This window comes from Stieleria sp. JC731, assembly GCF_020966635.1.
Taxonomy (GTDB): Bacteria; Planctomycetota; Planctomycetia; order Pirellulales; family Pirellulaceae; genus Stieleria.
The window spans coordinates 1237852-1261813 of the sequence record NZ_JAJKFQ010000001.1 but is presented as its reverse complement, the minus strand read 5'-3'; the positions used below and the strand labels follow the sequence as shown (position 1 = coordinate 1261813).

Below are 23962 nucleotides of genomic sequence, written 5' to 3'. Positions count from 1 at the left end.
ATCTCTGATAGGATCGTCTGACCATTATGACACAGTTGATCCAATAGAGAACGTGAGGTCCATCGATTTCGGGTCCAAAAACACGGTCTTTCGGACCGATCGGCCATTGATTGTTGATCTCAATCGGATGGTAAAAGATTAACAATCCAACCGTGCGGAAATGTCGATCGAGAACTGAAGCCGACTAAACAAGTTAGACCGGCTCTTTGGCTTCGACGGTCAGACCATGAAAGGCCGAGCCGATACCGAGCTTATTGATTTCATTCTTCACAGAAACCTTGTCCGCACGCTCCAGCGTTTCGACAACCTCATCGGCCAGCAGCTGGGCGAAGGAAGCTTTGGCATCGAGCTTTAACTGCTGCAGCTGTTTTTGATCAGGAAGAACTCCGGTCTTTGCTTCGGCCAAGCTCGCCAATTCATCCGGAGTGATCTTAGAATTCACGGTGGAATTCCAAAGGATCGTATATAGCGGTCGTGAGCGATCCTGGTGCTGCAGACGTTCCAAGGCTCGCCAAGCGCGGTCCAACAGACAGTCCCGCCACAGCATCAGCCAGATCTTCGAATCCGGAACCAGCAACGCACAGCGTTCCTTCATCTCGTCTTCTGTCAGTCCACCGACTTCGCTTAGGCGTGCCTTCGCACAGGAGCGAACAGCCTTCGCCAAATAGTCTCGCAGCCGTCCTTTGCGATGCTCGCCGAACCCAGCCGAAACGAGATGCGTCAAAAGGATCTTTAATGCCAAGTCCGCCTCTTGCTCAGAACCGAGCGACTTGATCAACAATCGGCGCATCGGTGTTAGATAGCGCAGCACAAAACCTGCAGCGCTTTCCGCTTCCGTCCAACTGTGGCTTGATCGGATTAAGTTGACGCTGCTTCGCGCCGCTGGAATTGAAGAAGTCTGGCTCGACATATCGCCTATTATAGCCATCGGAAAACCCGAACGTAGCCCTTGGCATTCAGATTGCCCCTTAATTGAGCCGTCCACAAACTCGCCTCGCGAGGTGCATCCGGACCAAGGTTTTGCGCAGAAGCCCCAAGAATCTTCGCAGCAGTAAGATTTGCGGTCTGAGGCAACTGCGGACTTCGGTGAAACAGAAAGCAGTCGATTAACAACGCCGTGATCTGCAACGCCACAATCGCGTCCCTGGCGATCGCCCGGCCGAAGGTCAATTGACCTGGACGCGATTTGCCGGGATGCTGTGAATGACCGGCCGAACGTGCCAGTAAAATTCACTCGGATCGTCAACTCCAACACCCGCCGCGACGCCTACGTTGAAGGCGGACTGGTATCCACGGTCCCCCAAAGGTCGCTCCGGAAGCCGGATGATCTGAAGTGATTTTTCTCAAGCCGTTCGTATGAATTCGTACCTCTCGTCGAAACCAAAGATCGCACCGTGACGCGTACGCCCATCAATGAACTGACCGACGGATTTTCGATCGACCAAGACTTTCGCTTGGCCGACAAACAGCTGCGTGTGAATCGGCAAGGCGGCAAATACCTGTTGCTAAAACTCGCCGACCGTTCCGGAAGCATCATTGCCATGATGTGGAACGTCGATGACTCGGACTACGAACAACTCGAACGCGGCGGGTACATTCGCGGACGTGGCCGTACACAAGTCCACCAAGGTGCCTTGCAAGTCATTCTCAGCGACATCGAATCGCTGACCGAACAAGATGTTGACTTGGAGGATTTCGAACAATTCGACGCCGCCGCTTCCGACAATGCGATCGACGATCTGCGACAGCTGATCGACGGAATGCACGACGTTTTCCTCCGCGGTCTAGGGCAATCATGGCTGGCGGATGACAACTTCGTCTCGCGTTTAAAAACGGCCACCGCTGCGGTTTCCAATCACCATGCGTATCCCGGCGGACTGCTTCGCCATACCCTCGACTTGATGCAGTTGTGCCAGTTCGTGGGCCCTCGCTACCCGCGTGTTGATACTGATCTATTGACCTTTGGCGCGTTCCTGCACGACCTCGGAAAGATCGAAGAGATCTCCGCCAGCGGCGAACTGACCTATACCGATCGGGGTCAATTGGTCGGACACATCGTGATTGGGGTTCAGATGCTGGACGCTGCGATTCGCCGGTATGAACAGGAATCCGAACAGGAGTTCCCTAGCGATCTAAAGATGCAACTGGAACACCTCATCGTTTCACATCACGGCCAACTGGAATACGGCAGCCCTCGATTGCCAGCGACCTTGGAAGCGATCACGTTGCATCATTTGGACAACATGGATGCCAAGATCACTTCCTTCACCAGTTTGATCGAATCCGATTTAACGAACAGCGAAAACTGGACAAACTATCACCCTTCGATTGGCCGAAAGCTTTGGAAGAAACAGTGAGCGAACAACGCCCTGCCGTCGTTTTACTTTCCGGTGGACTCGATAGTGCGACCTGTCTAGCGATCGCAAACGATGCCGGTTTTGCGGTCCACGCGATCAGCTATCGGTATGGACAACGACATGAATATGAACTGGAACGTGCTCAGCGACTCGCCGAACAATTCTCTGTCGTTTCGCATCATATCGTCGACATCAACCTATCGCAGTTTGGCGGTTCGGCGCTAACCGACCAATCGATCACCGTTCCCAAGTCAGAATCGGTCGACCAAATCGGAAGCGAGATACCTGTCACCTACGTCCCCGCACGAAACACCGTTTTCCTATCACTCGCGTTGGCGATGGCGGAAACGATCGGTTCGCTGGATATCTTCATCGGGGTCAATGCGCTTGACTACAGCGGCTACCCTGACTGTCGACCGGAATACATTGACGCCTTTTCCAAGATGGCCAACCTTGCAACCAAGGCTGGTGTCGAAGGAAAATCGCTTACGATCCACACGCCGCTGATCGACCTTACCAAAGCACAGATCATTGCCAAAGGCTTGCAATTGGGTGTCGATTACTCCATGACACTCTCTTGTTACGATCCCGGTGAAGGCGGTGTCCCTTGCGGCAGCTGTGACGCATGTTTGTTGCGTCTGAAAGGTTTCAGCGAAAATGGGCTAAGCGACCCTTCACTCAGCAGCTGATTCGTCATCGTACGAACGAGGATCTTTCACCGGTCGCAATTGCCAGCGACTGGACGGATGATGTGGTTGAAGTCCCAGCCAAACCGTTCGAATCGAATGCCGTGGAATGCGACAACGTCCAAAGTACTGATGATCTCCGTGGAAATCATTTTCGTCGTACTGCACGTTCGTTAGCGACAGACGTTCTCCAATAGCGGTCTCAATCACCGCATCGATGCGTGCCTGTTCGGATTGGAATTCGGGACGTTGTTCGGCGTCTAAGAACACAACCTCCCCGATCGATGAACGGTTGATTCGTCGTTCGACTTGCCTGACGCTAAGCGTCGCGGCATCGCCGTCTAGACCTAACAATCGCCCACGCAGCAAATCAGCTTGCGGCGATACCAACAGATGCGTTGGCGGCGAGGACTTCTGCATCCGCGGTAACGACAACGCGTGTTCCAAAGAACGGTCTTCGATTGGGTCGACGGCCTGCGATTGAATCGACCTAACGGAGTCTTCAGGGATGATGGTCGAACCACAATAGGTTCCATCAAATTGAATGCCTTGTTGATTGATCGCAGTGACTTCACCACCCATTTGATCGCCGCCACGTAAGACGATCCTCGGTGAAAATTCAGATGGAGACGCCCTCAGCTGAAAATCAATTTTTGTACTCGGGTTTGCTGCGATCCCCGTTACAGCCCTAAACATGGGGCTCTGAAACGCGATCCAGTCATCAATACCGCCTGCGGAAACCAGCTTCCCGTGAATCAACTGCGTCCCGTTTTGCAGACTAGGTCCAGTAGTTTGGTTCAGCCGTTTGGCTAACCCGATCACTTGCGACACCTTCAGCGGATCGATTTCGAATTCCATCCCAAGCTGCGTCTCGAAGCGGACTCGTCCATCTTCAGACTGCAACAGGCGACCACGCAAACGAGTTTGATCACGCAAAGTCATCTCGCATCCCGGCGCGGCTTTGACCTCGTTGCCAAAACTTACCGAACTCAAATCGCCGCGTTCTGCCACTTGATCCCAATCTTGTGGCTCTACAGTTGTTCCACTGAGTAACTCCATTCGCTTGCCCGACAGCTCGGCGGGTTGTTCCGACTGACCATCCCAGTGCATCACATCCAGTCGATGAACTCGAATGGAATCCCCTCGATTTGTCAGTGTCATTGTTTGGCGGATGATCGGTTGACCATCGGTCAGTTCGGCGCGTCCGATTTCAGTGCCACCGATTTCATTGCCACTGCTTAGAGCGATCAATCGACCTGCTCGTTGATCGATTCGGAACTCCAGACGCAGGCGTTTGGCGTCATCCAGAGGAACCATCGCGACATCAGAAATACTGGCATTGCCCCGCACAAGCGACAAGCTACTTCCGAACCATTCACAATGCGTCACCAATTGCTCTTCAGGTGATTGCGATACCGACCCGCCCAAACGAAAGCGACTCCCCTGCCCTGCCCCGCCTGACGCTCGATCACCCAAAGCAAGTTGGACATCGGCATCGCCCGTGCATTCGATATCAACCAACAGTCGAAATCGCTCCGGAAGTGCTAGCCGACCGACCACAGCACCGGGGCGTTCGGCGACTAACGTTTTTCCATCGCCCCAATTCCATCCGTCCTGAAGTTCATAGCGAGTCGGTAGTGAAACCAACGAAGCGATTCGCCCAGGCACATCGATCAATCGACGCAGACTCACAACGTGATCCCTGGTCAGCGACACGTCGCCCAGCAAAGCACTGCTGAGCTTAAAACCTTCGCTATCCCATGAACTCAACCTGCCAACCAACTGGCTATCGTCGACCAGATGGGCTGCAAACAATTCTGAATCAGCACCGTTTTGCTCCGCCGCCGATTCGCTACCGGCAACCCCATTCGCTTCTAGAAGGTCGTCAACCGAAGCTTCCACCGCGGTCGTCAAAAGTGGACAGCGGATCGAAATCGAGTTCTCGCCTTTCCCACCTTGAAGCATGCCTTGAAGACGACTTCCATCGGTGAATTGAAAAACCAGTTCCGGCGCAACGGTTTCTGATGCCGCTTCCGATGCAGACTGCGCAGCCAGTTTTACATGCGAAAAGCTTGCCAGAACGATTGCGCCTACGAATACCACTTTACTGAGATCAATCATCGTCCATCAACGCTCGTAGATGGGCAAGAAACGAAAGTTGACGCCTAACGCGAGCAACGACATGGATGTGCTATTGGTCACTCCCAATTCACCTTCGAAGCTACCGTCATCTTTCTGTTGATTCTTTAGACTGCGGATCAAATCTTCATTCCAGCGATTCCAGATCTCCAAGTCCCATTGAAACAACGCTTGCGCCTGATAGTAGCGAGCGTATTCGGGCCACCCCGGATCATCACCTTGATGATCGATCAAGTATTTTGCCGTTACTTGATAGGCCGGAAGATCTTTCCGGCGAGCAATCGCCATAACAAGATTTGCGATCCCGCTTCGGGCGATCGATTCCAATCCACCTTGGCTTGCTGTGGTATAGCCGACGGTGCCGTCGTCCGCTGTCATCGCCACGAAATATTCAATTGCCGAATTGATCGCGTCATCAGGCACTTCGATCCCAGCATTTCGAGCCGCCAACAGTCCCATCAATACCGCCCCGGAAACAGAGGTGTCTGCATCGCTTGCGCCGGGCGAGTAACGCCATGCCCTAGCACGGTTGCGTTTTTGCGAAGTCAAAGCTGACCGTACCGCAAGCTCAACCGCTTGACCGAGTGTTCGAGCATTCGCCGGACGATCGGTAAACAAGTCTGTCTCATCAACCATGCCATACGCTTCACTGAGGGCAAGCAATGCAAACCCATGGTGATACATGCTTGGTCCCATGTATCCGGTTTTCTCATTTTGGCTGCCGATGATATGCCGGATCGCTTTGCGAATGGTTTCGCGATAGGGCCCATGGTTCGGATCTTCACCAGACGCCAGGAACGCTAACAGAGCCAGCGATGTCGTCCCCGGTCCGGCAGCCTCGCCGGCCGGCCAAGTTCCGCGATCGTCCTGCGTCCTTTTCAGGAAACCGAGTCCATTACGATAGATTTCACGGACTTCACGAGGGACCTCTTGTCCAATCGCGATTTGATCGGATGTGTTGCCGGAAAGGGTGTTCTGCGCTGTAGCAAGGCTACTGAGAACACAAAACAACACACATGATCGAAGTACGAATCTCATTGATTGACGCCTCCAAGCCGTTGTTCTAAACGCATGAAGTATCGATCCAAGTCGGCTCGCATTCGTTGTGGTACTTCGAAGGACGACGCGCCGGTTGTGGTACTGACCTCGCCCGATCGCTGCGTCGCCATTTCGTTCAGTGCATCTCCCACCAACTTGATTGCCTCTTGATCGGTATCACCTCCGCTAGACGAAGCCGAATTTGAAGCGCCACCGGTGCTCGGATCAACTTTTCGGCTGCGAAGCAATAACTCGATCGCTTCGGTTTGTGCGGCGATGACTGATGGCCCGGTATCAGGCTGCACCATCGTTTCGGACGCATCGACCATCGCAGCCCTGGCTGCACTTAGAACCTCCGCTTCGGCGGCGAACTGGATGGCCGAATCACGATCGGTTTGCAGCGAATCGATGACTTGATCCAAGCGATCACGGATCGAATCCTGTGATTCACTTAAGCGAATCGCCTCGCTCGCGTAATCATCCGCAGCCATTGCCTTTCGTCCCCGCTCGGCCTGACGTGTTTCTTCACGCAAGTCCACCTCAGACTTCAATACACGGAGGACTTCCAAGACAACTTCTGGATCCAAGGACTTCTTAGCTTTGCCGCCCTCTTCGTCTTGTTGCTCGTCGTTGCTTGGCGGTTCGATCAAATCGTCAGCAAGTCGATCCAAGTTGTCGGCCCAATATTCCGCCGCAGCGATTGAAGCACCTGGTTGGTCTGGGAGATGGCGTTTTAGCAACCGCAACTGATCCAGAACGTTATCTTGTTTCATCTCTTCATAGACAACTTTGAACGAGCGCACCTCGCGTCGCTTTAGGAAAGCCTGCAAGTCATCCATCACACTTTGAAGCCGCGAAATTGTTTCTTCTGTATCGGATAAGCTGGCTTGGATATCAGTTTCGTCAATGGAATTCGAAAGCCCAAATCCGACGCTGATAAACTTGGCCAATCGCCCCGCAACGCGATCCTGCAAACGGCTGATCGCTTTCATGCGTTTAACCAAAGTACTGCCGTCCATTTGGCCCAACAGTTCACGCAATTGATCGGCAACGGCATCGAACTCGGCAACCAATTCCGCTTGATCCTCGACCGCTTGGGCAAGCTGCTGTTTTGACGACTTTTTCGCTGGCTTTGCCTTCTTGCCGGATTTCGATGTGTCGATGATGGTCGTGTCTGAAAGAGAGAGACGTTCAGTACTGGATGGATCCGAGGAATCAGTTTCGGCGTTCTCGCTTGCACCTTCATCGGTATCAGGCAATTCGCCCAATGTCGTCTCCATATTTGCAGCGGCCGCGAATTTTGACTCTTCAAATGCTTCGGCAGCTCCGCTGAGCATCTCAGCTACTTGCGGCATCTTCCCATTGGCCAAGTCATCGAGTGCACGAATTGACTGTGCAAGACCTTCCAAGTTGGCTGCGGGAACTTGATCGTTGGCCGCTGCTTGCGAAAGGATCGCTTTGCCGTCTTCAACGACTAGCTTCAGTCGCCTAGCGTTGTCGGCCTCCGCTGCAGCTTGCTCCGCTAACTTTTGTCGCCACTTGGTATCTCGCTGCGATTCGGGAACGGACATCAATTCTCGGTTGCCGGACAATAGCCTCAACTCCCGGTCGCGTACCTCGATCGCACCCTGCCGCCATCGAGCCAACTGGTCGCCAATCCAGACCGCGTGGTCTTCGGATGAAAGCACTGTCATCGAATATGTTTGGGTGTAAACCCTTGGTCGCCCTGGAAGATCGTCTTCTGCCCAAAACCGAATTGCGACCTCGCCTTCACCGGTACCGAATGCGGCAGGATTAAACAATGCCGTGACAGTATTTGAACCTTCCTCTGGCCCAATCACCCGTTCGCCTGAACGATCTTCATTGATCCACTGCACACCGACACGACGGACTGCAAAATCATCTTCCACCGATAGTAGGAACCGCAGTTGCTGTTGATTGAGAACTCGTGAGGGCAAGTTCGCTTCGTCAACAACGATGGTTGGAGGTTGATCGAATGTTCGTTCAATTTGGATGGTCGATTCTTTAGACAATCCGATCCCATATTGATCTGCAAGGTCGACCGTCACGGTTGACCGCTCGGCATCAACCGCCACATCAAAGCGGTCTTCATCAACCTCCACAGCTTCTCCATCAGCGGATGCGGATGAAAGAGGCGATGTCGCTTGCACATGGAGTGTCACATTTGCGTTCTCCAGTGCCTGAATCACGTTCGCGACAGGTTCGACTTCGATTGTTGACTGTTCGATTTGCAAATAGCTTGGCAATTCAACCGTTGCCCTAACGCTCGCGATTTCCGGTCGATCGACAGGCACCAACCGAACGGGCCTTGACGCATCTCCGATTGTCAACCGAGTATCGGTTTCGTGCATCAATGGCGGCAGCTCAAATCGATATTCTTCGTCTGCCAAGCTACCGTTGATTTTGCCAACGCCTTCAATCGAAAGCGCCGCCTGCCCCGGTGTCCAACGGCTTTCTTTATTTGCAGGAACGATCCAGTTTGCAGGTTCCCCACGGGGAACGACATACTGGTCAGGCACATGATCGATATGCACCAGTGTCTGACGTGAAATCGAGGCAAGCGGCATCACCATCCGACGCACCGAATTCCAAATCACATCCGGCATCAAAAAAGCCAACGTCGCAAGCACAACCGCCGACAGCACCGTCACACGACGGCAGCGTGACATTGATTGCGGGGGCAGCAACGCCAACAAGTTTCGCCTTTGTGTTTCTTCAGACACTTGCTGCAGCGCCGCGCGGCAAAGACGCATCGAGCGTTGTTGTTCGATCGCGCTATCGGCAAGCTCGATCGCACCAAGAAGATGATCGCCATAATTCGGATCATACTGTGTGATCTCTCGTGCGATGGAAGCCGCCGAACGGTGCTGACGAATCGATTGCACAACGCTTGCGATCGCGTATCCAACGATTGCGGCCGTCGCCATCCAGTACGCCAATCGCAAACCGACTGGCGTCTCGGCGAATCGATCAATCACCACAAGCAGTAATAGAGCTATGGTGGTCGTCGCGATCGACAGTTGAATCCCTCGAGACATCGAGCGACGGATCACCGCCTGACGATATTGATCCAGTTTTTCGGTCAGCGTTGTTGGTAGTTCTAAATGCATTAAAGCACTCCCGCCCATTTACGCAGGATCCAAAACAGGCTCAGTCCCCCGATCATTCCTAGCAGCACGATCGGGTGTTGCCATAAACGAATGGTCTGAGTCTTCACGTTGCGAGCGACTTGATTGTTGAGTGTTTGAATCAAATCTGACAACTCCGATGTCGCAAACGCGCGTCCTTGACCGAGTCGGGCCATCTCTCGCATCACATCGATGCGAACCGGACGCCCGACGGCTTCCACTGCCCTGCCCTTCACCGCGACTTCCGCATTCAATGTTTTGTCTTCGGATGGATGGTGAAGCGTCAATTGGTGCGTTCCGATCTGGCTAAACACCGCTTCGCCAACATAGACGCCCCAATCGCCTTCGCTATGATTGAGCGTAATCGTGCTGGATTGCCCACTCGGATCACGAATGAACAACTCAACGCTTGGCTCGGATGCGGGCTCGCCCTCTTCAGTCATCACGCTCGCCCTCAGCGAAACCGGCGAGGAAACAATAGGCTGCTCGGGTTGATAGATCAAACGCATCGATTCGCCGACAGCCATGTTCCGCCCATATGCCATCCAGCGAATGACTTGTCCCCAAAACCGATAATGGTATTTGTCTTCGACTCCCATTCGCCAACGCCATGCGGAATCGGTTCCCATCCAAAGGATTTTGCCGGCACCGAATCGACGCGTAACAAGCAATGGGACTCGTCCAAATTCGTTTGCGGCATCCGCATGCACCGCCAGGACTTCGCCTCCGCTTTTCGCCCTCTGAACAGGTGCGTTCCAGTAAAAACCGGGAAGCGATTGCCACAGCTTCCAGTTGTCCGATGGTTGATCTGCCAATTGGGTCAGCAAGCTTGCTCGACCGGTTTCGGTCAATGCCAGTCTGTTTCCTTGATCTTGGCTTGATGTCGTCGTTGCCTGTCCAGACTTTTGTAGATCTTCGTAAATCACTGGCACCAAAGTCTCCAGTGGCGAACTGCCAAGACTTGACTGCCGCATTTCTCGTCCAGGCATCAGGACCAATCCCGTCGCCTGTTGGGAAACCGTCCCGGCAATTAAATCGCATTGATCTTCCGTCAACTGTCCTTCACTAAGCCCGACGTCGCCTAGGAAGATTACGTCATACTCAGAAAGTTCAGAAACGCTTGCCGGGAACTCCGCGAGGTAGTCGTCGCCGCCACCACCGACACCTTCAAGCGATGGATGAAAAAGCAGTGAATTGACTTCGACGCCCGGATCGCGAATCAACGCGTTTCGCAGATAGCGAAACTCCCACCTCGGCTCAGACTCGACGATCAGGACTCGTAGACTTTCGGGGCGAACGTCTACCTGATGCTGCGATCCGTTATTTGTTAGATCGCTTTCCCCGCTGAACTGATCAACCGATACTTCAGCCTGATGATTCCCTTCGCCATTGGCCATCCAATGAAGTGTTCCGTCGTGACGAGCTCCAGCGGCAATGGTAATGCTCGTTTCTTCAACAGCTTCACCATCAACGGCCAAGCGAACCGTGACTGCTTTGCTTTCGGGAAACCAATTGGCGATCGTGTACGGAATTCGCAGTGGCTTTCCTTCAATCGCGACGGTGGGACAAGACACACCGAACAGCTCTAAATCAGGCAACCGCTGATCGCTTCCCACCGTGATCGTGTGCAGTGCAAAGCGTTGACCGGCTTGCAATGTTTTTTCCTGCACCACGCCCAGAGGAGACTCTCCGGCGTTCCAATCACCGTCCGAAATGACTACACATGATGCCGAATCGTCAAAGCCTAGTTGCCCGACCGCTGCACCTAGATTGCTTTGATTCACGTCGTCGACAAAGACATCTTTGACCACCAGATCCCATCGCGAATCCAATTCATCCCAAGCGGGCGATTTCGCAAACGCATCAGCAACGCTAAGGCGACTGCTCGGCACTGGACTTTCAGCTGGGTTAAAAGGCTGCGCATCAACCGTCGACATACTTTTCGAATGATCCACCAACACAATCACGCGTTGTGATTCGGTTTGCTCGACAACGGAAGTTTGCTCCGGCCGCCAAAACAGGATCACGGCCGCAATGATCAAAACACATCGTATAGATTCGCAGACGATCGTTCGAAACCGACGCGAGCAGCGTCTTACATTTAAGGTGGCGATCCACAAACAAGCCGCGACCGCCAAGATGGAAACCATCCACATCATGGCTGCCTCCCATCAAACGATTTTGTTCCGCTGCGATGTTCAACCGGACGAGACGATAGCGACAACCAACCTTCAACCAATAGTCCGACGATCATTGTCAGCCATAACGCCCCCCAAAGCTCACGCGTCACTCCTTCGGTTTCGTTGATCGACGAACCATCGATCGAAACGACATTCATCCGATGACCGGGCATCAAGGCTTCGATTGATGGATCGTCTAATGCCAAGTGACTGGCGACGTCCCGATTGATCGCGATCAACCTTCGATCTTGATCAAGGCTCTCGATACCGTAGACACCACGATGGAAGCCGCGTTCACGATTTGAGGAAACTTGATTCTCCGACAGATCTTGGCCGGCTGTTGCAGACGCGACGACAAGCTGCGGATCCGACTCCGCTCTTGTAAGTCGGCTTGCGGCTTCGGGTCCTGCGACAAATTCCTGCCGCCGAATTAATTGTTGATCAACCTTGGAAAGCGTCGCATCCAGAACCGCGAACAAACCCAAACCTTGACGAACGAACATCGATTGGTGATCTGATACGTCCGCACCGCAGAACCAATAAATCCCACGTCCCGTCTGACGCTGCGCTAGCCACACTGAACTATCCGTTAGCGTCGATACCGCGACGAACTCGCCTTCAATTTGGCTGGTTTGATCGACCATGAATTTAACGCCGGAGAAACTTGTTTCCTCGGGTTCGGTGTCTGACCATCCTCCCCACCGGACCCCTTGAAACTGGCTTTCCGGACTAGCAATCGTGGGTGGAAAAAAGGCGACGCTACCACCTGCTTTACAAAACTCCTCAATCACCTTCGCCGTTTCGCCGCTTGGCAATTGTCCCTGCCACCAAAGACTATCGGTGCCGTTTAGATTCCAACCGCCCTGCCCTTCCCCGACAGGTTTGCCAACCTGATCGGCAAGCGACGCGCCGCCGGCAATGTCGAATGCGACTTCGCCAAGGACCTCGCCCATTGCGATCAACGCATCACACGGCTGTTCGCTGACAATTGCGATGACGGGCTTTGCAGGTGGTGACAGCGTGAAGAACCAATCATCATCCGCCGGATTGCAATCGATCGGCAAAGACACCGAACCGTAAAGTTTCGATCCCTGAGCAACATTGATAGGAAAGTTATCCAGCGAAGCTTGCCCGTCCGACAGTTGTAGGTCGATCTCTTGTGTCGCGTTTCCAATCGCGACACGAACGGGAATCGTTTCGTTTTTTTGATCGGAGTCGACCTTGACGGAAAGCAGCAATCGACTGCTTTCCTCTGCACTTTCCTGCGATGTCGAATCGTTCCCCCATCGCAGATCGGTCACATGGATCGCGGAATTGGGTTCGTTTACATTCTCTTGGAAATCAAACCGATGGAGACGTAAACCGTCGCCGTACCGTTCACTCATCCGCCGAATCGACTGCCATGTAGGCGAGCCCGGATCCCATGTCGATTCACTTCGGTCGCTGACGATCCACAGATCAACCAGTGTCGCGTCTTGATCAGCCAAGTACTCAAACGCTGCCATCACCATCGCGGCCATTCCGGCCCGTGAATCTGCAGGCTGTGCCAAACTGCCATCACGCAGTGAATGCAAATCGGCAAGCTCAATCGGCTTTAATGTCACGCTATCGATCACAACCGGATTTTCGATACCCAGCGTTGCTAGTGTCTCCGCAACAGATTCCAATCCGCGTGTTTGTCTTGTACGTCCCAATGCATCTCGACGCTGCATGCCGGTCGACCGATCGATCAGAACAATCGTTTTACCGGTATCAGCAATCCGTCCCGCTGCCATCCCAAAGATGCCGCTTGATAGCGGACGAGCGAGTGCGAAAACGATCAAGCCGACAACGATCACTCGCGTTGCCAAGACCAACCATCGTCGCAACTTAGCTGGTCCGCGACGCATTTTGGTCGCCTGATAAAGAAACATCATTGCCGGCCAAGCGACGGTCGGATGCCGGCGGCGATGCAACAGATGAATGATCAAAGGGGCCAGGACCAGTGGCAACGCCCACAATGCTTCCAGTCTTAGAAAGCTCATCGTGAGGCATCCCCCAGACGTGCCGACATAAATCGCGATAACACGCCTTCGACCGAATCGCTGGTCATCACCCGGTGATAGTCAACCGCGGATCGATGCATCACCCTTTCGATGTTTTCCAAGTACTCGCGAACAGCTTCTTCATAGCCACTGCGAATCTCCTCGGGATCGACCAACATGGATTCGTCGCCTTCCATGTCTTGCAAACGGATCGGACGATCCCAGCTGGGATTAATTTCCTCCGACGTCATCACGTGAAACGCCACGACATCATGCTTTCGAAACGTCAGGTGCTCGACCGAGGTTTTTAACTGATCCAGTTCGAATAAAAAGTCAGATATCAGAACAACCATCGCGCGTTGGCGGGTCGATTCGGCGAATTCACTGATTGACTGACAAAGTGAATTTTCGCCCACGGGTTCCAACTGATCCATCCGAGCGAACAACTGTTCCACCTGACCGGCGATACGCCGCGGGGGCATGTTTTCATATTGACCGTCCCAGGCCGAAACCAAACCGGCCGCGTCACCTTGTTCGATGGCAAGGTAAGCGAGCGTTGCGGCGAGTTGCCTAGCGACATCATATTTGTTGGCGTACGCCATCGATCCGCTGGCGTCGAGCACCAAAATCAGTCGCAGGTTGGTGTCCGCTTCGAATTCTTTGACGTAGTACCGATCGCTTCGTCCGTAAGCACGCCAATCCAATCGCCGCAAGTCATCGCCTGCTTGATAGCGACGGTACTCGGCAAACTCCACACTGCTGCCGCGGTGTGGGCTTTGGTGCCGTCCGGAAACGCTGCCCAACATTGCGGCTCGCGCGACCAGCGGCAACGCGGAAAGGCGTTCGGCGATTCGAGCATCAAAGAATGAAGGCAAGGTGGGTGCTGGTTAGCTGGAGCAAGACGAGGCGATCAACCATTCATTTTGGCTTCGCGGAAATAACAAGTGCAGCCTTTCAAGGATGACACCGAGGTTCGCCGAATAAGGGTCGGCCCCTTTGGAAATCAGTTCGTCGAGCTTCGGCGACATCTGCTTCGCTAGCTCGCCTGCACCAAACGAGTCACGATTTCACGAGCGGAAATCTTTTCGGCCTGAGCCGCAAACGTCAGAACCAATCGGTGGGCGAGAACTGAAGGAGCGACCGCGACGATGTCTTCGCGCCGAACCATGTAGCTTCCATACAATGCCGCGCGACTTTTGGCACCAAGGATCAAACTTTGCACCGCACGTGGCCCGGCTCCCCAAGCAACCAATGGGATCAACCAGTCCGGTGCGGTATCACCATTGGGGCGAGTTTGTCGGACCAGTTTTGCCGCAAACTCATAAAGGTGATCCGGAACCGGTACACGGCGGACCAAATCCTGATGCTCAAGAATCTGAGCAACGTTGAGCAAAGATTCCAGTATCGGCTGACTCGCTCCGGTAGTCAGTCTGGCGATTTCGATTTCCTCGGCTTCACTCGGATATCCGAGTTCGATCAATGCCATGAATCGATCCAGCTGCGCCTCCGGTAACGGATAGGTCCCTTCCTGTTCGACCGGGTTCTGCGTCGCAAGAACCATGAATGGCGATGGAAGTGCGAATTCCTTTCCCAACACAGTGACGTTGCTTTCCTGCATCGCTTCAAGCAGTGCAGCCTGTGTCTTTGGCGGGGCGCGGTTTATCTCGTCTGCCAAGACAACATTGGCAAATACCGGTCCGCGAACAAACTGAAACTCACGTCGGCCTTCGGCGTTGTCTTGCAGAATGTCGGTCCCGGTGATGTCCATCGGCATCAGGTCAGGCGTAAACTGAATACGACTGAACGAGAGCGACAGTGTTTCGGCAAACTTGCTAACCAGCAGCGTCTTCGCCAAACCGGGAACGCCAACAAGCAGAGCATGCCGTCGAGCAAAGAAGCAAATTGCCAACTGCTCGATCGCGTCAAGCTGTCCGACGATGACTCGGCCAATCTCTGCCTTTAACGCCCCGTACGCATCACGCAGAGCGTCGATCGCGGCGACATCGTCATCACTTAAAGTATCGGTGTTTACGTCGAGTTGGCGGGACATACAGACGGTGGGTGGGTGCACGGCCCGCGTGCTGAAGTCCATTGCTTCGCCGTCGAACATCGACCGATCGTGCGATCGATGATTGCCTGGACTCCAACGGTCGGAAGTTTTAGATCGGGGCCACTGGAAGGACAGACAGTTTAACTAAAAAAAGCTATCTGGCGAGTGTCACCGGTGTCTCCCCAGCCTAGGGGAATCCCACAATTCCATGCGGCAAACGAACCGGCACCAAACGGTCCTTTCGTGCGTCCAATCGCCTTAAAAAAGCTTCTGGAAAACCGGCAGAAGTGAAACAAGGCTACGAGTGCTTCGTTCCATATGAAAATACGGGTTCGGGTCATCAGCCGACGGGCGTTAACCGCGGTTATTGCACTGAAACCGTGGCAAGCGCCATACGGCTAATCCTAAAATCGAATTGGAACGAAGCGTTAGCGTTCGAAATGGATTTCCTCACCGGCCGACAAGAGCCGACGGGAGACCGATTTCCGACCGCCCTCTAGCGAAGTGATCGTGATCAAAGCCTCGGTGGGCGTGTTGGTTCGATTTTGATCTTGGCGATAGAAATCGGCACGGATGGTGTAGGCACCCTGGGGTGCGGACGGCAGGGTGTAGATCTCTGGGCCGAACCCTTCGGTGGTGTCAAAAAACAATTGGCCACCGATCCTGGTTTTCTTGTGCCGGTAGTAACACTTTTCGCCGTTGGGCTCGGTGACATGCAAATCCAAATCTGAACGATCCGTATTCCAATCCATCGTCACGGTCAGTTCGACCTCGGATTCGTCCGTTAGCCCCAACTGCCTAGCCCTCGCTTTGGCATAACCGCCAAGCTTTGATTCTTTGTCGACTTGGGAAAGCACCGCCAACAACTCGATCTTGGCAACCTCTTTTGCGCCTCCCCAACGTTCGTTCCATTTTCCCGACAGCACCAGTTCGTAACAAACAATCGCTTCGTCTAGCTTGCCCTGATCGGCAAATGACTTTGCCAACAAGGTTAAACACTGTGGCTGATACGGGCGCGCCTTTGCCAAGCGGTACAACAGTGGCGCGGCTTGATCAGGACGTTTCCAAGCGATCGCTCGAAACGCAACGCTACGCAGGGCTTCACCATCGGATGGCTTGATCTCAATCAAGGTGCTCGCTGTTTTGATCGCATCGTCTGTTCCCAAAGACACTAAAACATCGTCCGCGAAACGCAGCACTTGAGGAAAACTTGGTGATTCCAAATCCAACTCGTCAAGAAGATTGATCTCGAACTGGTCACGGCTCACACCGCGACACTGCAATGGCTGCGTCTGGAAAGAGAAGGAATTCTCCGGAAGTGTTCGCAATGCCAGCCGTAGTGCTGATGGAACATTCACCAGCGATGCTTCCTGCAACGAATCGATCCAAGAACGAAACTGGTCGCGTGGCGAACCTTGATCTGATTGCGGCTTGAAAGTTCGAACCAGATCGTCAACTGAACTGCTGGCGATCACCAAGACATCTTCATCCGGCGTTAACTGCACGCCGAACCGTTCATAGTCTTGCGCACTTTCCAGCATCACCATCGAACAGGTTTGCCCGGGAACTCGAAAGTACCTTGCAAAAGCGGTCGTGACATCTTCAACGTTCGCGCCCAGTGGCTCCAACCGTTCAACGGCGACGCCACCATACATTCTTGCTGCGGAAGGTGAATCGACCGTAATGGATGGGGCAATCGTTTGCGACTTCGTCTCGGTGCCGCGAACATACGACAATTCAATCGAATTCGAAACTTCGCCGCGACCGACGATGGTTAGTGTCTGGCCCGGGTAGATGGCTTCAGACCCGCCGATGACCAATAATTCGTCAGCCCCTTCACCTTCAGACGCTTTGATACGCCAAGGTTGATTTCGATGCGCGATCGCTACCTGAGCAATTTCGTTTTGTTGATTAGCCTCAAACACAGCCCCACCGCTGGCATCTGCGATGCTTCGCAACGTTGACCGATCGTGAGTTGCACCGTCCACCACGTAGCAATACACCGCTGACTTGCTTTGTCGGATCGGATCCACGATCGAGGCGACATCGGTTGCGCCCCAGGTAGCCACACCATCGCTTAGCAAAAACAAAGCCGGATCCGGACCGTCGCCCTTTGCATTCCACTCAGGATTCATCGCACTTTGAAACGCACCAGAGATATCGCTCGCGCCCTGAAGCACCAGCGACGAGGTGTAGTCGCGAAGCTGTTGTCGTGTGGCTTCATCATTGGAAACATAGTTCGGTTTCCACCAATGCTGTGCGACATCGAACGTCAGCACCGAAAACTCTTTGATCGTGTCTTGGTTCTGTTGCAAAATCGCATGCAGCAATTCAACACGCGTCGCGAACGTTCCTGGTCGATCACTATAGGACGTATCCAGCAGGAAAACGGCTCGACCAGGTAACGACACGGTTTCCTGTTTCGGAACCTCTGCTTTGACTTGCATCGCAAAGTAGGACATTCCTGAGGTCTGATCGCGGTGACGAAGCAACGCGGTGTCGACACCGGACAAACGAGCGACATAATCTCGTGGCTTGGCATCTTCGTATCGAAAATAGGCTCGGCCACCAGAGATAAACGGCGCGGCCTCTGGCTCCAATTCGGCCGTCGTCCCGGGTGCAGCCACGATGTCAAACTCGACACGCCCACCCGCCTCGTCTTCTGGCAAATCCAACGCAAACTCCTTCTTACCATCAACGTCAGACAGGTTGACGTCATAGCCGACCACGATGCGATGTAGGCGTGCCGGTAGCAGTGGGAACACTTTGGTTTGAAAGATCCCAGCCCCCGCCCATTCAACCAACGCTGGGTCGACTCGCCGGCGAACCGTCTCCTCATAAGCCAGAGCCGCTTTTTGCTTTGGCACAATTCGCGCCGGCTTGACCGATGCAAAGATTGACTTGCCCTCTGCTTGATAGCCTGGATCGGTCGCACGTCGTGCGAGGTCCGAACCGCTGTTTCGAGTCTGTTCGCGTAGAGTCGAAATCAATTGCTCTGCCGGATCAAATGGGACCGGTTCGATCGGCTGCCCCTTACCCCGAGACACCGTGACGACAGGACGAACCGGAGCAGGCAATTCCGCCGCGCCGAATGCGAAATAGTGCAGTGCCGCATCCTCTGGCAAACGCAACATAAATTGCCCTTCCAACTGCCGACCGCGATCGTTGTAGTAATACATGTCGAACATTACTCGGGCTCGAAATCCATCGATTCGCACGTAGGTATCTCGCGCGACCAGCAGCAAATCGTCCTCATGTCCGACGCTAAGTCGAGCACGATTAGTCGACGCAGTCGCGGGCTTCCATGTCTTTGCTTTTTTCGATTCTTGAGAATCCAAATCAGCTTCGGCGGATAAACGATCACCGGCTTCCTCTTTCTCGGATAAGGCAGGCAGTCGACGTCGTGATTGTCGTTCGATCGATTCACCAGAGCGATCCTCGGGCATTGCCAAATTCAGTTCGGACCGTGGCGTTTCGCTGGGGACGATTCCTCGGCTTAGCTGGTCCTGCGTCTGCGGTAATCCTCCGGCCATCCCAAACGGTTCTGCCGGGTCTGCCCTTCCTTCCATTCCCCCCATGCCTCCCATCGCTTCCATGCTCATAGTCGATTCCATCTCGGCCAGTTCGCCACCGGCGTAGCCACCTAAGCTACGATTGCTATCTGCAATGTCGTCATCCGTCGGAGCAGAGGCAGCAGGGACAACCGTGGCAGGAGCAACCGTGGCACGGGCAGTGGCAGCAGGGGCGCTCTCTGCAGACATTGGTGCAGTAAACGGGTCAGATTGAGCACTACCCTCAACACCACCAAACGGATCACTCGCAATCGCTTTCAATGGTCTTGGAGACCTCGGTGCTGGGGCAGTTGCCGGTGCAGCAGATTCTGGTTCCGGGGTGGGTTCGGAATCTGCCATCGGTTCCGGGGGCGTCATCGCCGTTGCGATTTTTGCTTGAGGACGCAACTTGTCAGTCGGTGCGACACGACTTCGCAAGAAACGAGATTCATCGTTTGCCGAATCATCCTTCGATGCCACATCTTCATCGGCCGCGTTTTCAACTGCTTGCTCACCAGATGCGGTATCCATCACGTCGAAAGTTGAACCAGGCTGGTCAGCTATCATCGGCACCAACGATTGCTGCTTTCGTGAGCCAGCATCGATCGATTCAGTGTTACTTGATTCCACACTGCTCGATCCAGCACCGGATGGACTCGCTGACAATCCGGCAGCCCCCGACGAACCTGCCCCAACAGATCGCGTCGGTTGCACGGTCGTTGTATTTTCAGTGATCCCGTCATGGTTTTCAGTGATCCCGTCATGCAACTGAAGCGATTGGCTCAGCATCACATCTGGGCGTTCAGCTTGCTCATCAACGGTTTCTTCCGCCAGCGTGGGCATCTCGGCCATCGGCATTGGAATCGTGTCAGCTTCCTCGGAGGACGAAGAAGTCTGCAACTCGTCCGTCGAGCGGGTGACCTCACGCATGTTGGCGACCGACACGTCTGACGAATCTTGCAGCGCGAACCACGATATACCGACGGCGTAAAGAGCCAGAGCAGCAACGGCCAAACGTGTCCACAATCGACGAGAAGGCGTCGTCTCGTAGTGGTTTGGCGAAACCATGGAGGCTTCATCGATGGCGGCCAATTGGTCTTCGGTCAACACGTCATCGATCGCATCGTTGGAAACGGCCGACGAAACGGCATCGATGGTTCGCCGCAACTCCTCGACATAAGCTCGCAAACCTGGGTCGTCGGCAAGAGCCTTTTGAACTTCGTTGTGCCCCGCCTCATCCAGTTCACCCAACAGATAGGCAGTCAATCTTGGATCGTTCTTATCGATCATGATTCGTTACTCGTCTATGTGCACTTTGACTACTCTGATCACCGCCGTCTTCACGCATCAAGTTGCTGCATTTGTTGCCGCAGCTTTCCCAGTGCGGTGTGCAGCAGGTAGCCAACGTTGGTGACTGTCAGCCCTGTCGCTTCACTGATTTCGCGGTAAGCCAAACCGCTATGAAACCGCAATCGAATGACCTTTTGCTGGTTGTCCGGAAGCCCATCGATCAATCGCATGACCGCTGCGTTGTCTTGGGCGGCTTCTACCGCATCGGAGGCTCGATCGGAAACTTCGATCTCGCTCATCTGGTCGCTGTCGTGTGACATCCGCCGCTCCTTTCGCAAACGATTCAAAGCGTTGTTGTGACACACGCGGAATAACCATGCGACTTCGTGACCTACCAGATCGCCGGGCGCTTGCTTGCACAATGTCAGGAAGGTTTCCTGAACCACATCCCGGGCGGCATGCTCATCCTTGACGATTGAGCGCGCATAACGGATCAGCGGAGACTGGTGCTGTCGCACCAATTCCCTGACCCAGCCCTGTCGATCGCTCGTTTGTCTGTCTGCCATCGTTGCCTGTGTTCAACGTGTGTTTCTAAACAGCTAACACCCGCGAAGGAACTTTCTTAGGCGAAAGGAAAAAAACTTTTCTCACGCAAAAAAGCGAATTGCTGGCTCGAAAAGACGCGGATCCAAGGGCTCGCCGAGCATCCGATGGCAAAATCCTCCGCCCAATCAAGCTCACTCTGCCAAGCTCACTCGGGACTGACGACCTGTTCAGCGTTGAAACCGATGCCGACCAGTCCGCTGCCAGACTTGTCATGAAATTGCCCGTCATCTGAAACATCGTCGAAGGTGAATAATCCGACCACCCCAGGCTGATTGTTCAGCGTTGTCGGCGGTGCAAACGATTCATCGCTTTCATAGAGAACTCGATCCGAAATACGAACCGCATCGATCAAACCGGTAAAGAATCGCTGATCGTGCGGCCGCCACAGTCGACTGGGATCCACCCCACCAATAAACAGCCCCGGTGTAGTTGCCTGCAGCTCGAAATCCATCGTTTGCTGCGCCACGGGCTGACCATCGATGAAGATTCGCAGGGTTGCGCCATCCCATGTTCCCGCAACATGTTGCCAACGCCCCGTCGTTCCTTTAGTCGGTGCGTCAGCCGTTGTGTCTACTTCTGGGATCTCCACAGAATCGCTGGCGACAGACAACAGCGACTGCCCGTCTTGAAACCGTGCGATCCCCCACTGACCGTTGAAAAACAGCGTCGTCCAATTGCCCCCAAGCCAGCAGAGCGGATTGCAAAGCGAGGGATCGTCCAACCTCACGATCATCTCCAAAGTGACCTGATCAGGAGGTCCCGCTGGCATTGGCACTTCGATATATCCGTCTCCACTGAATCGGACCGATCGATTGATTGTCTTTGGAGGCTTCAGCCAAGAAAACAGTCCCGCCGCGATGACAAAGGTAGCGATCCCCAATAGCACCCCGCTTGCCGCACGCAGTCTGCCATAAATGGTTGGCGGATCCGCATGCACCATGGTCGTTGCCCCAGAAGCGTCGTCCTTGGAAACCACCGACTCCAAGGGATCATCCAGTTGCAGCGCTGACAGACGCTCAATCACAAACGCCATCGATCGAGGGCGATCCGCAGGCGACTTTGCCATCATCTCCTGAACCAGTTCAGCGAGCCGACTTGGTACGCCACCGGGAACCATCAAAGCCGGAATCGGCGCGGTCGCATGAAGCAAAATCGTATCAACAATCGAATCTCCACGATAAGGAGGCTTGCCCGTCAACAAATAGAACAGCACGCAACCCAATGAATAGATGTCGCTGCGTTCGTCAGCCTCCCGAGTATTTCTCGCTTGCTCCGGTGCCATGAAAGCGGCAGTCCCAACGACAGCCCCCGTATGGGTCAACTGGGCGGTCGCATCGGTATCGGCATTGCTGTCCGGTTTTTGCGATAGTCTCGCTAAACCGAGATCCAAGATTTTGACATGCCCTTCGTGGTTCAGCAGCAAATTCCCTGGCTTGATATCGCGATGGATAATGTGCTGGCCATGGGCATATTTCAATCCCTCTGCCGCATCGATGATCGCACCGATCGCCACCTGCCAGGCCATCGGTCCGTGCTGCTTGATGAACCGATTCAAGTCCATTCCGTCGACCAGTTCCGTGACTAAAAACGGCCGTCCGTTAATTTCACCGGCGTCGTAGGCCGTGACAATATTCGGATGCGAAAGCTTTGCGACAGCCATCACTTCACGGTCGAAACGCTTCTTCAGTTCTGGTCGATCGATCAAGTCGCCACGCATCACTTTGATCGCCACATCACGATTCATCGAACGGTGAATGGCTTGATAGACAACGCCCATCCCGCCCCCACCAAGTTTTCCGATCAACTCGTACTGGCCGATGGTTTCGATGATGTCAATCGCGTGCGGATCATCGGTACTAACCTCCGGAGCCTTCGTAGCAATTTCGTCGGCCAGACGAGTCGCTCCGGAAAGACTTTCCTGCAGCAGATGAATAAAGATCTTGTCGGGAACTTCGGGGAAGCGTCCAGTCAATTCAGAGACCAAGACTGTCTGCCCGGCCTCAATACGATACTGGACCTCCAGCCCTATCAACTGCTCGATCGCAGCACTTCGCAATTCCGTTGGCAGATCGTTTAGGTAGCTTTCGGCACAGGGGCGTTCGTCCGGCAGAGCCCCTTCTTTTTGCCAGCCTCGCAATGCGGCTTCACAATCATCACATCGTCGATTGATCAGCAACAGTTGCTCCGTTGTCAAATTGCTCATACGCCACCCTTAGAATCCGAACTGACATCCATTTGTTCGGCCAACAATCTCCGAATCAATGTCATCTTGCGTTCGATTGTGCGTCTGGCACAATCCAACTGAGAAGCGATCTCGGTGGTCGATTGACCAGAAAATTTGCCGACAGCGATCGGACGCAGCATCGGATCACCACTTTGATCCAAACGGGTCAACAACAACTGGAACTGCTCGGATAACTCTGCCGCCATCTCTGGCGAAGGGCCACGGCTTAGGAACTGATCGGCCGACAATTCCGCGTTCAGGCGTCCGCCGTGAAGATCGGCATCGCCCGCGGTCCCGGTCCCACCGCGTTTCTTGCTATTTTCATGACGCATCGCGTCGACTGACTTGTGGGCCGCGATGGAAACCAGCAATGGCCAAAGACTTTCGCGGTCAATCAGTTTTTCAAATCGCCCCTGCTCTGCAGCAAGGCAAAAACTTTTGATCGCACTTAACGCGATGTCTTCACCATCGCGAGCGGCAGTTCGTGCACCGGCCAACTGCCTTGCCGCCACGCGGGTCAACTTTTCAAAGTAAGCCGACCACAATGCTTGTGCCGCAAAAGAATCTCCGTCACGTATGCCATCGATCCATGCGGTGATCTCGTCAGCGGCTGTCATCTGTTGCTTCGGCTAATCGTTGTATGGGTCAGATGGTTGTCGGCCAGCTCG

General features: G+C 54.0%; 14 protein-coding genes. 2 read left to right on the top strand and 12 right to left on the bottom strand.

Translation table 11 applies throughout. The annotated features are described in order from the left end of the window. Window positions 1–193 precede the first annotated feature (193 nt). Complete coding sequence (locus LOC67_RS04100) at window positions 194–910, bottom strand: hypothetical protein (RefSeq protein ID WP_230261243.1); 717 nt, start codon at window positions 908–910, stop codon at window positions 194–196. A 484-nt stretch (window positions 911–1394) separates the two neighbouring features. On the opposite strand from LOC67_RS04100, the gene LOC67_RS04095 reads away from it, so the two are divergent. Together LOC67_RS04095 and queC are read left to right on the top strand one after the other, a co-directional pair. Continuing rightward, window positions 1395–2357, top strand: coding sequence for a 3'-5' exoribonuclease YhaM family protein (locus LOC67_RS04095; RefSeq protein ID WP_230261242.1), 963 nt, complete (start codon window positions 1395–1397; stop codon window positions 2355–2357). Beyond that, on the top strand, window positions 2354–3046 hold the full coding sequence (queC, locus tag LOC67_RS04090) for a 7-cyano-7-deazaguanine synthase QueC (RefSeq protein ID WP_230261241.1): 693 nt from the start codon (window positions 2354–2356) through the stop codon (window positions 3044–3046). Before LOC67_RS04095 ends, queC begins: the two co-directional genes overlap by 4 nt. Here the strand turns inward: queC and LOC67_RS04085 are convergent. The 11 genes from LOC67_RS04085 to LOC67_RS04035 form a co-directional block, all read right to left on the bottom strand. Next, on the bottom strand, window positions 3032–5164 hold the full coding sequence (locus LOC67_RS04085; RefSeq protein WP_230261240.1) for a hypothetical protein: 2133 nt from the start codon (window positions 5162–5164) through the stop codon (window positions 3032–3034). The two genes, queC and LOC67_RS04085, sit on opposite strands and share 15 nt — an antisense overlap. Window positions 5165–5170: 6 nt before the next feature. Beyond that, the gene (locus LOC67_RS04080) at window positions 5171–6220 is read right to left on the bottom strand and encodes a prenyltransferase/squalene oxidase repeat-containing protein (protein WP_230261239.1); all 1050 of its coding nucleotides are present in this window, start codon (window positions 6218–6220) and stop codon (window positions 5171–5173) included. Continuing rightward, window positions 6217–9351 (bottom strand): hypothetical protein, encoded by a 3135-nt coding sequence (locus tag LOC67_RS04075; protein WP_230261238.1) that lies wholly within the window; start codon window positions 9349–9351, stop codon window positions 6217–6219. Before LOC67_RS04075 ends, LOC67_RS04080 begins: the two co-directional genes overlap by 4 nt. Next, the gene (locus LOC67_RS04070; protein WP_230261237.1) at window positions 9351–11396 is read right to left on the bottom strand and encodes a CARDB domain-containing protein; all 2046 of its coding nucleotides are present in this window, start codon (window positions 11394–11396) and stop codon (window positions 9351–9353) included. The genes LOC67_RS04075 and LOC67_RS04070 overlap by 1 nt, the downstream gene beginning before the upstream one ends. A 128-nt stretch (window positions 11397–11524) precedes the next feature. Then, window positions 11525–13573: a BatA domain-containing protein gene (locus LOC67_RS04065; RefSeq protein ID WP_230261236.1), complete on the bottom strand. Its 2049-nt coding sequence runs from the start codon at window positions 13571–13573 to the stop codon at window positions 11525–11527. Continuing rightward, window positions 13570–14448 carry a DUF58 domain-containing protein gene (locus LOC67_RS04060; RefSeq protein WP_230261235.1) on the bottom strand — a complete coding sequence of 293 codons (879 nt, stop codon included), beginning with the start codon at window positions 14446–14448 and terminating at the stop codon, window positions 13570–13572. Before LOC67_RS04060 ends, LOC67_RS04065 begins: the two co-directional genes overlap by 4 nt. Before the next feature lie 161 nt (window positions 14449–14609). Then, entirely contained in the window at window positions 14610–15623 is a 1014-nt protein-coding gene (locus LOC67_RS04055; protein WP_230261234.1) for an AAA family ATPase, read from the bottom strand. Window positions 15624–16051: 428 nt separating this feature from the next. Beyond that, a complete protein-coding gene (locus LOC67_RS04050; protein WP_230261233.1) occupies window positions 16052–20464 on the bottom strand; it encodes a VWA domain-containing protein in 4413 nt (1470 codons plus the stop codon). A 50-nt stretch (window positions 20465–20514) separates the two neighbouring features. Continuing rightward, complete coding sequence (locus LOC67_RS04045) at window positions 20515–21030, bottom strand: RNA polymerase sigma factor (RefSeq protein WP_230261232.1); 516 nt, start codon at window positions 21028–21030, stop codon at window positions 20515–20517. 185 nt (window positions 21031–21215) lie between these two features. Continuing rightward, window positions 21216–23273 carry a protein kinase domain-containing protein gene (locus LOC67_RS04040; RefSeq protein WP_230261231.1) on the bottom strand — a complete coding sequence of 686 codons (2058 nt, stop codon included), beginning with the start codon at window positions 23271–23273 and terminating at the stop codon, window positions 21216–21218. Further along, complete coding sequence (locus LOC67_RS04035) at window positions 23270–23911, bottom strand: ECF-type sigma factor (protein WP_230261230.1); 642 nt, start codon at window positions 23909–23911, stop codon at window positions 23270–23272. The genes LOC67_RS04040 and LOC67_RS04035 overlap by 4 nt, the downstream gene beginning before the upstream one ends. Window positions 23912–23962 lie beyond the last annotated feature (51 nt).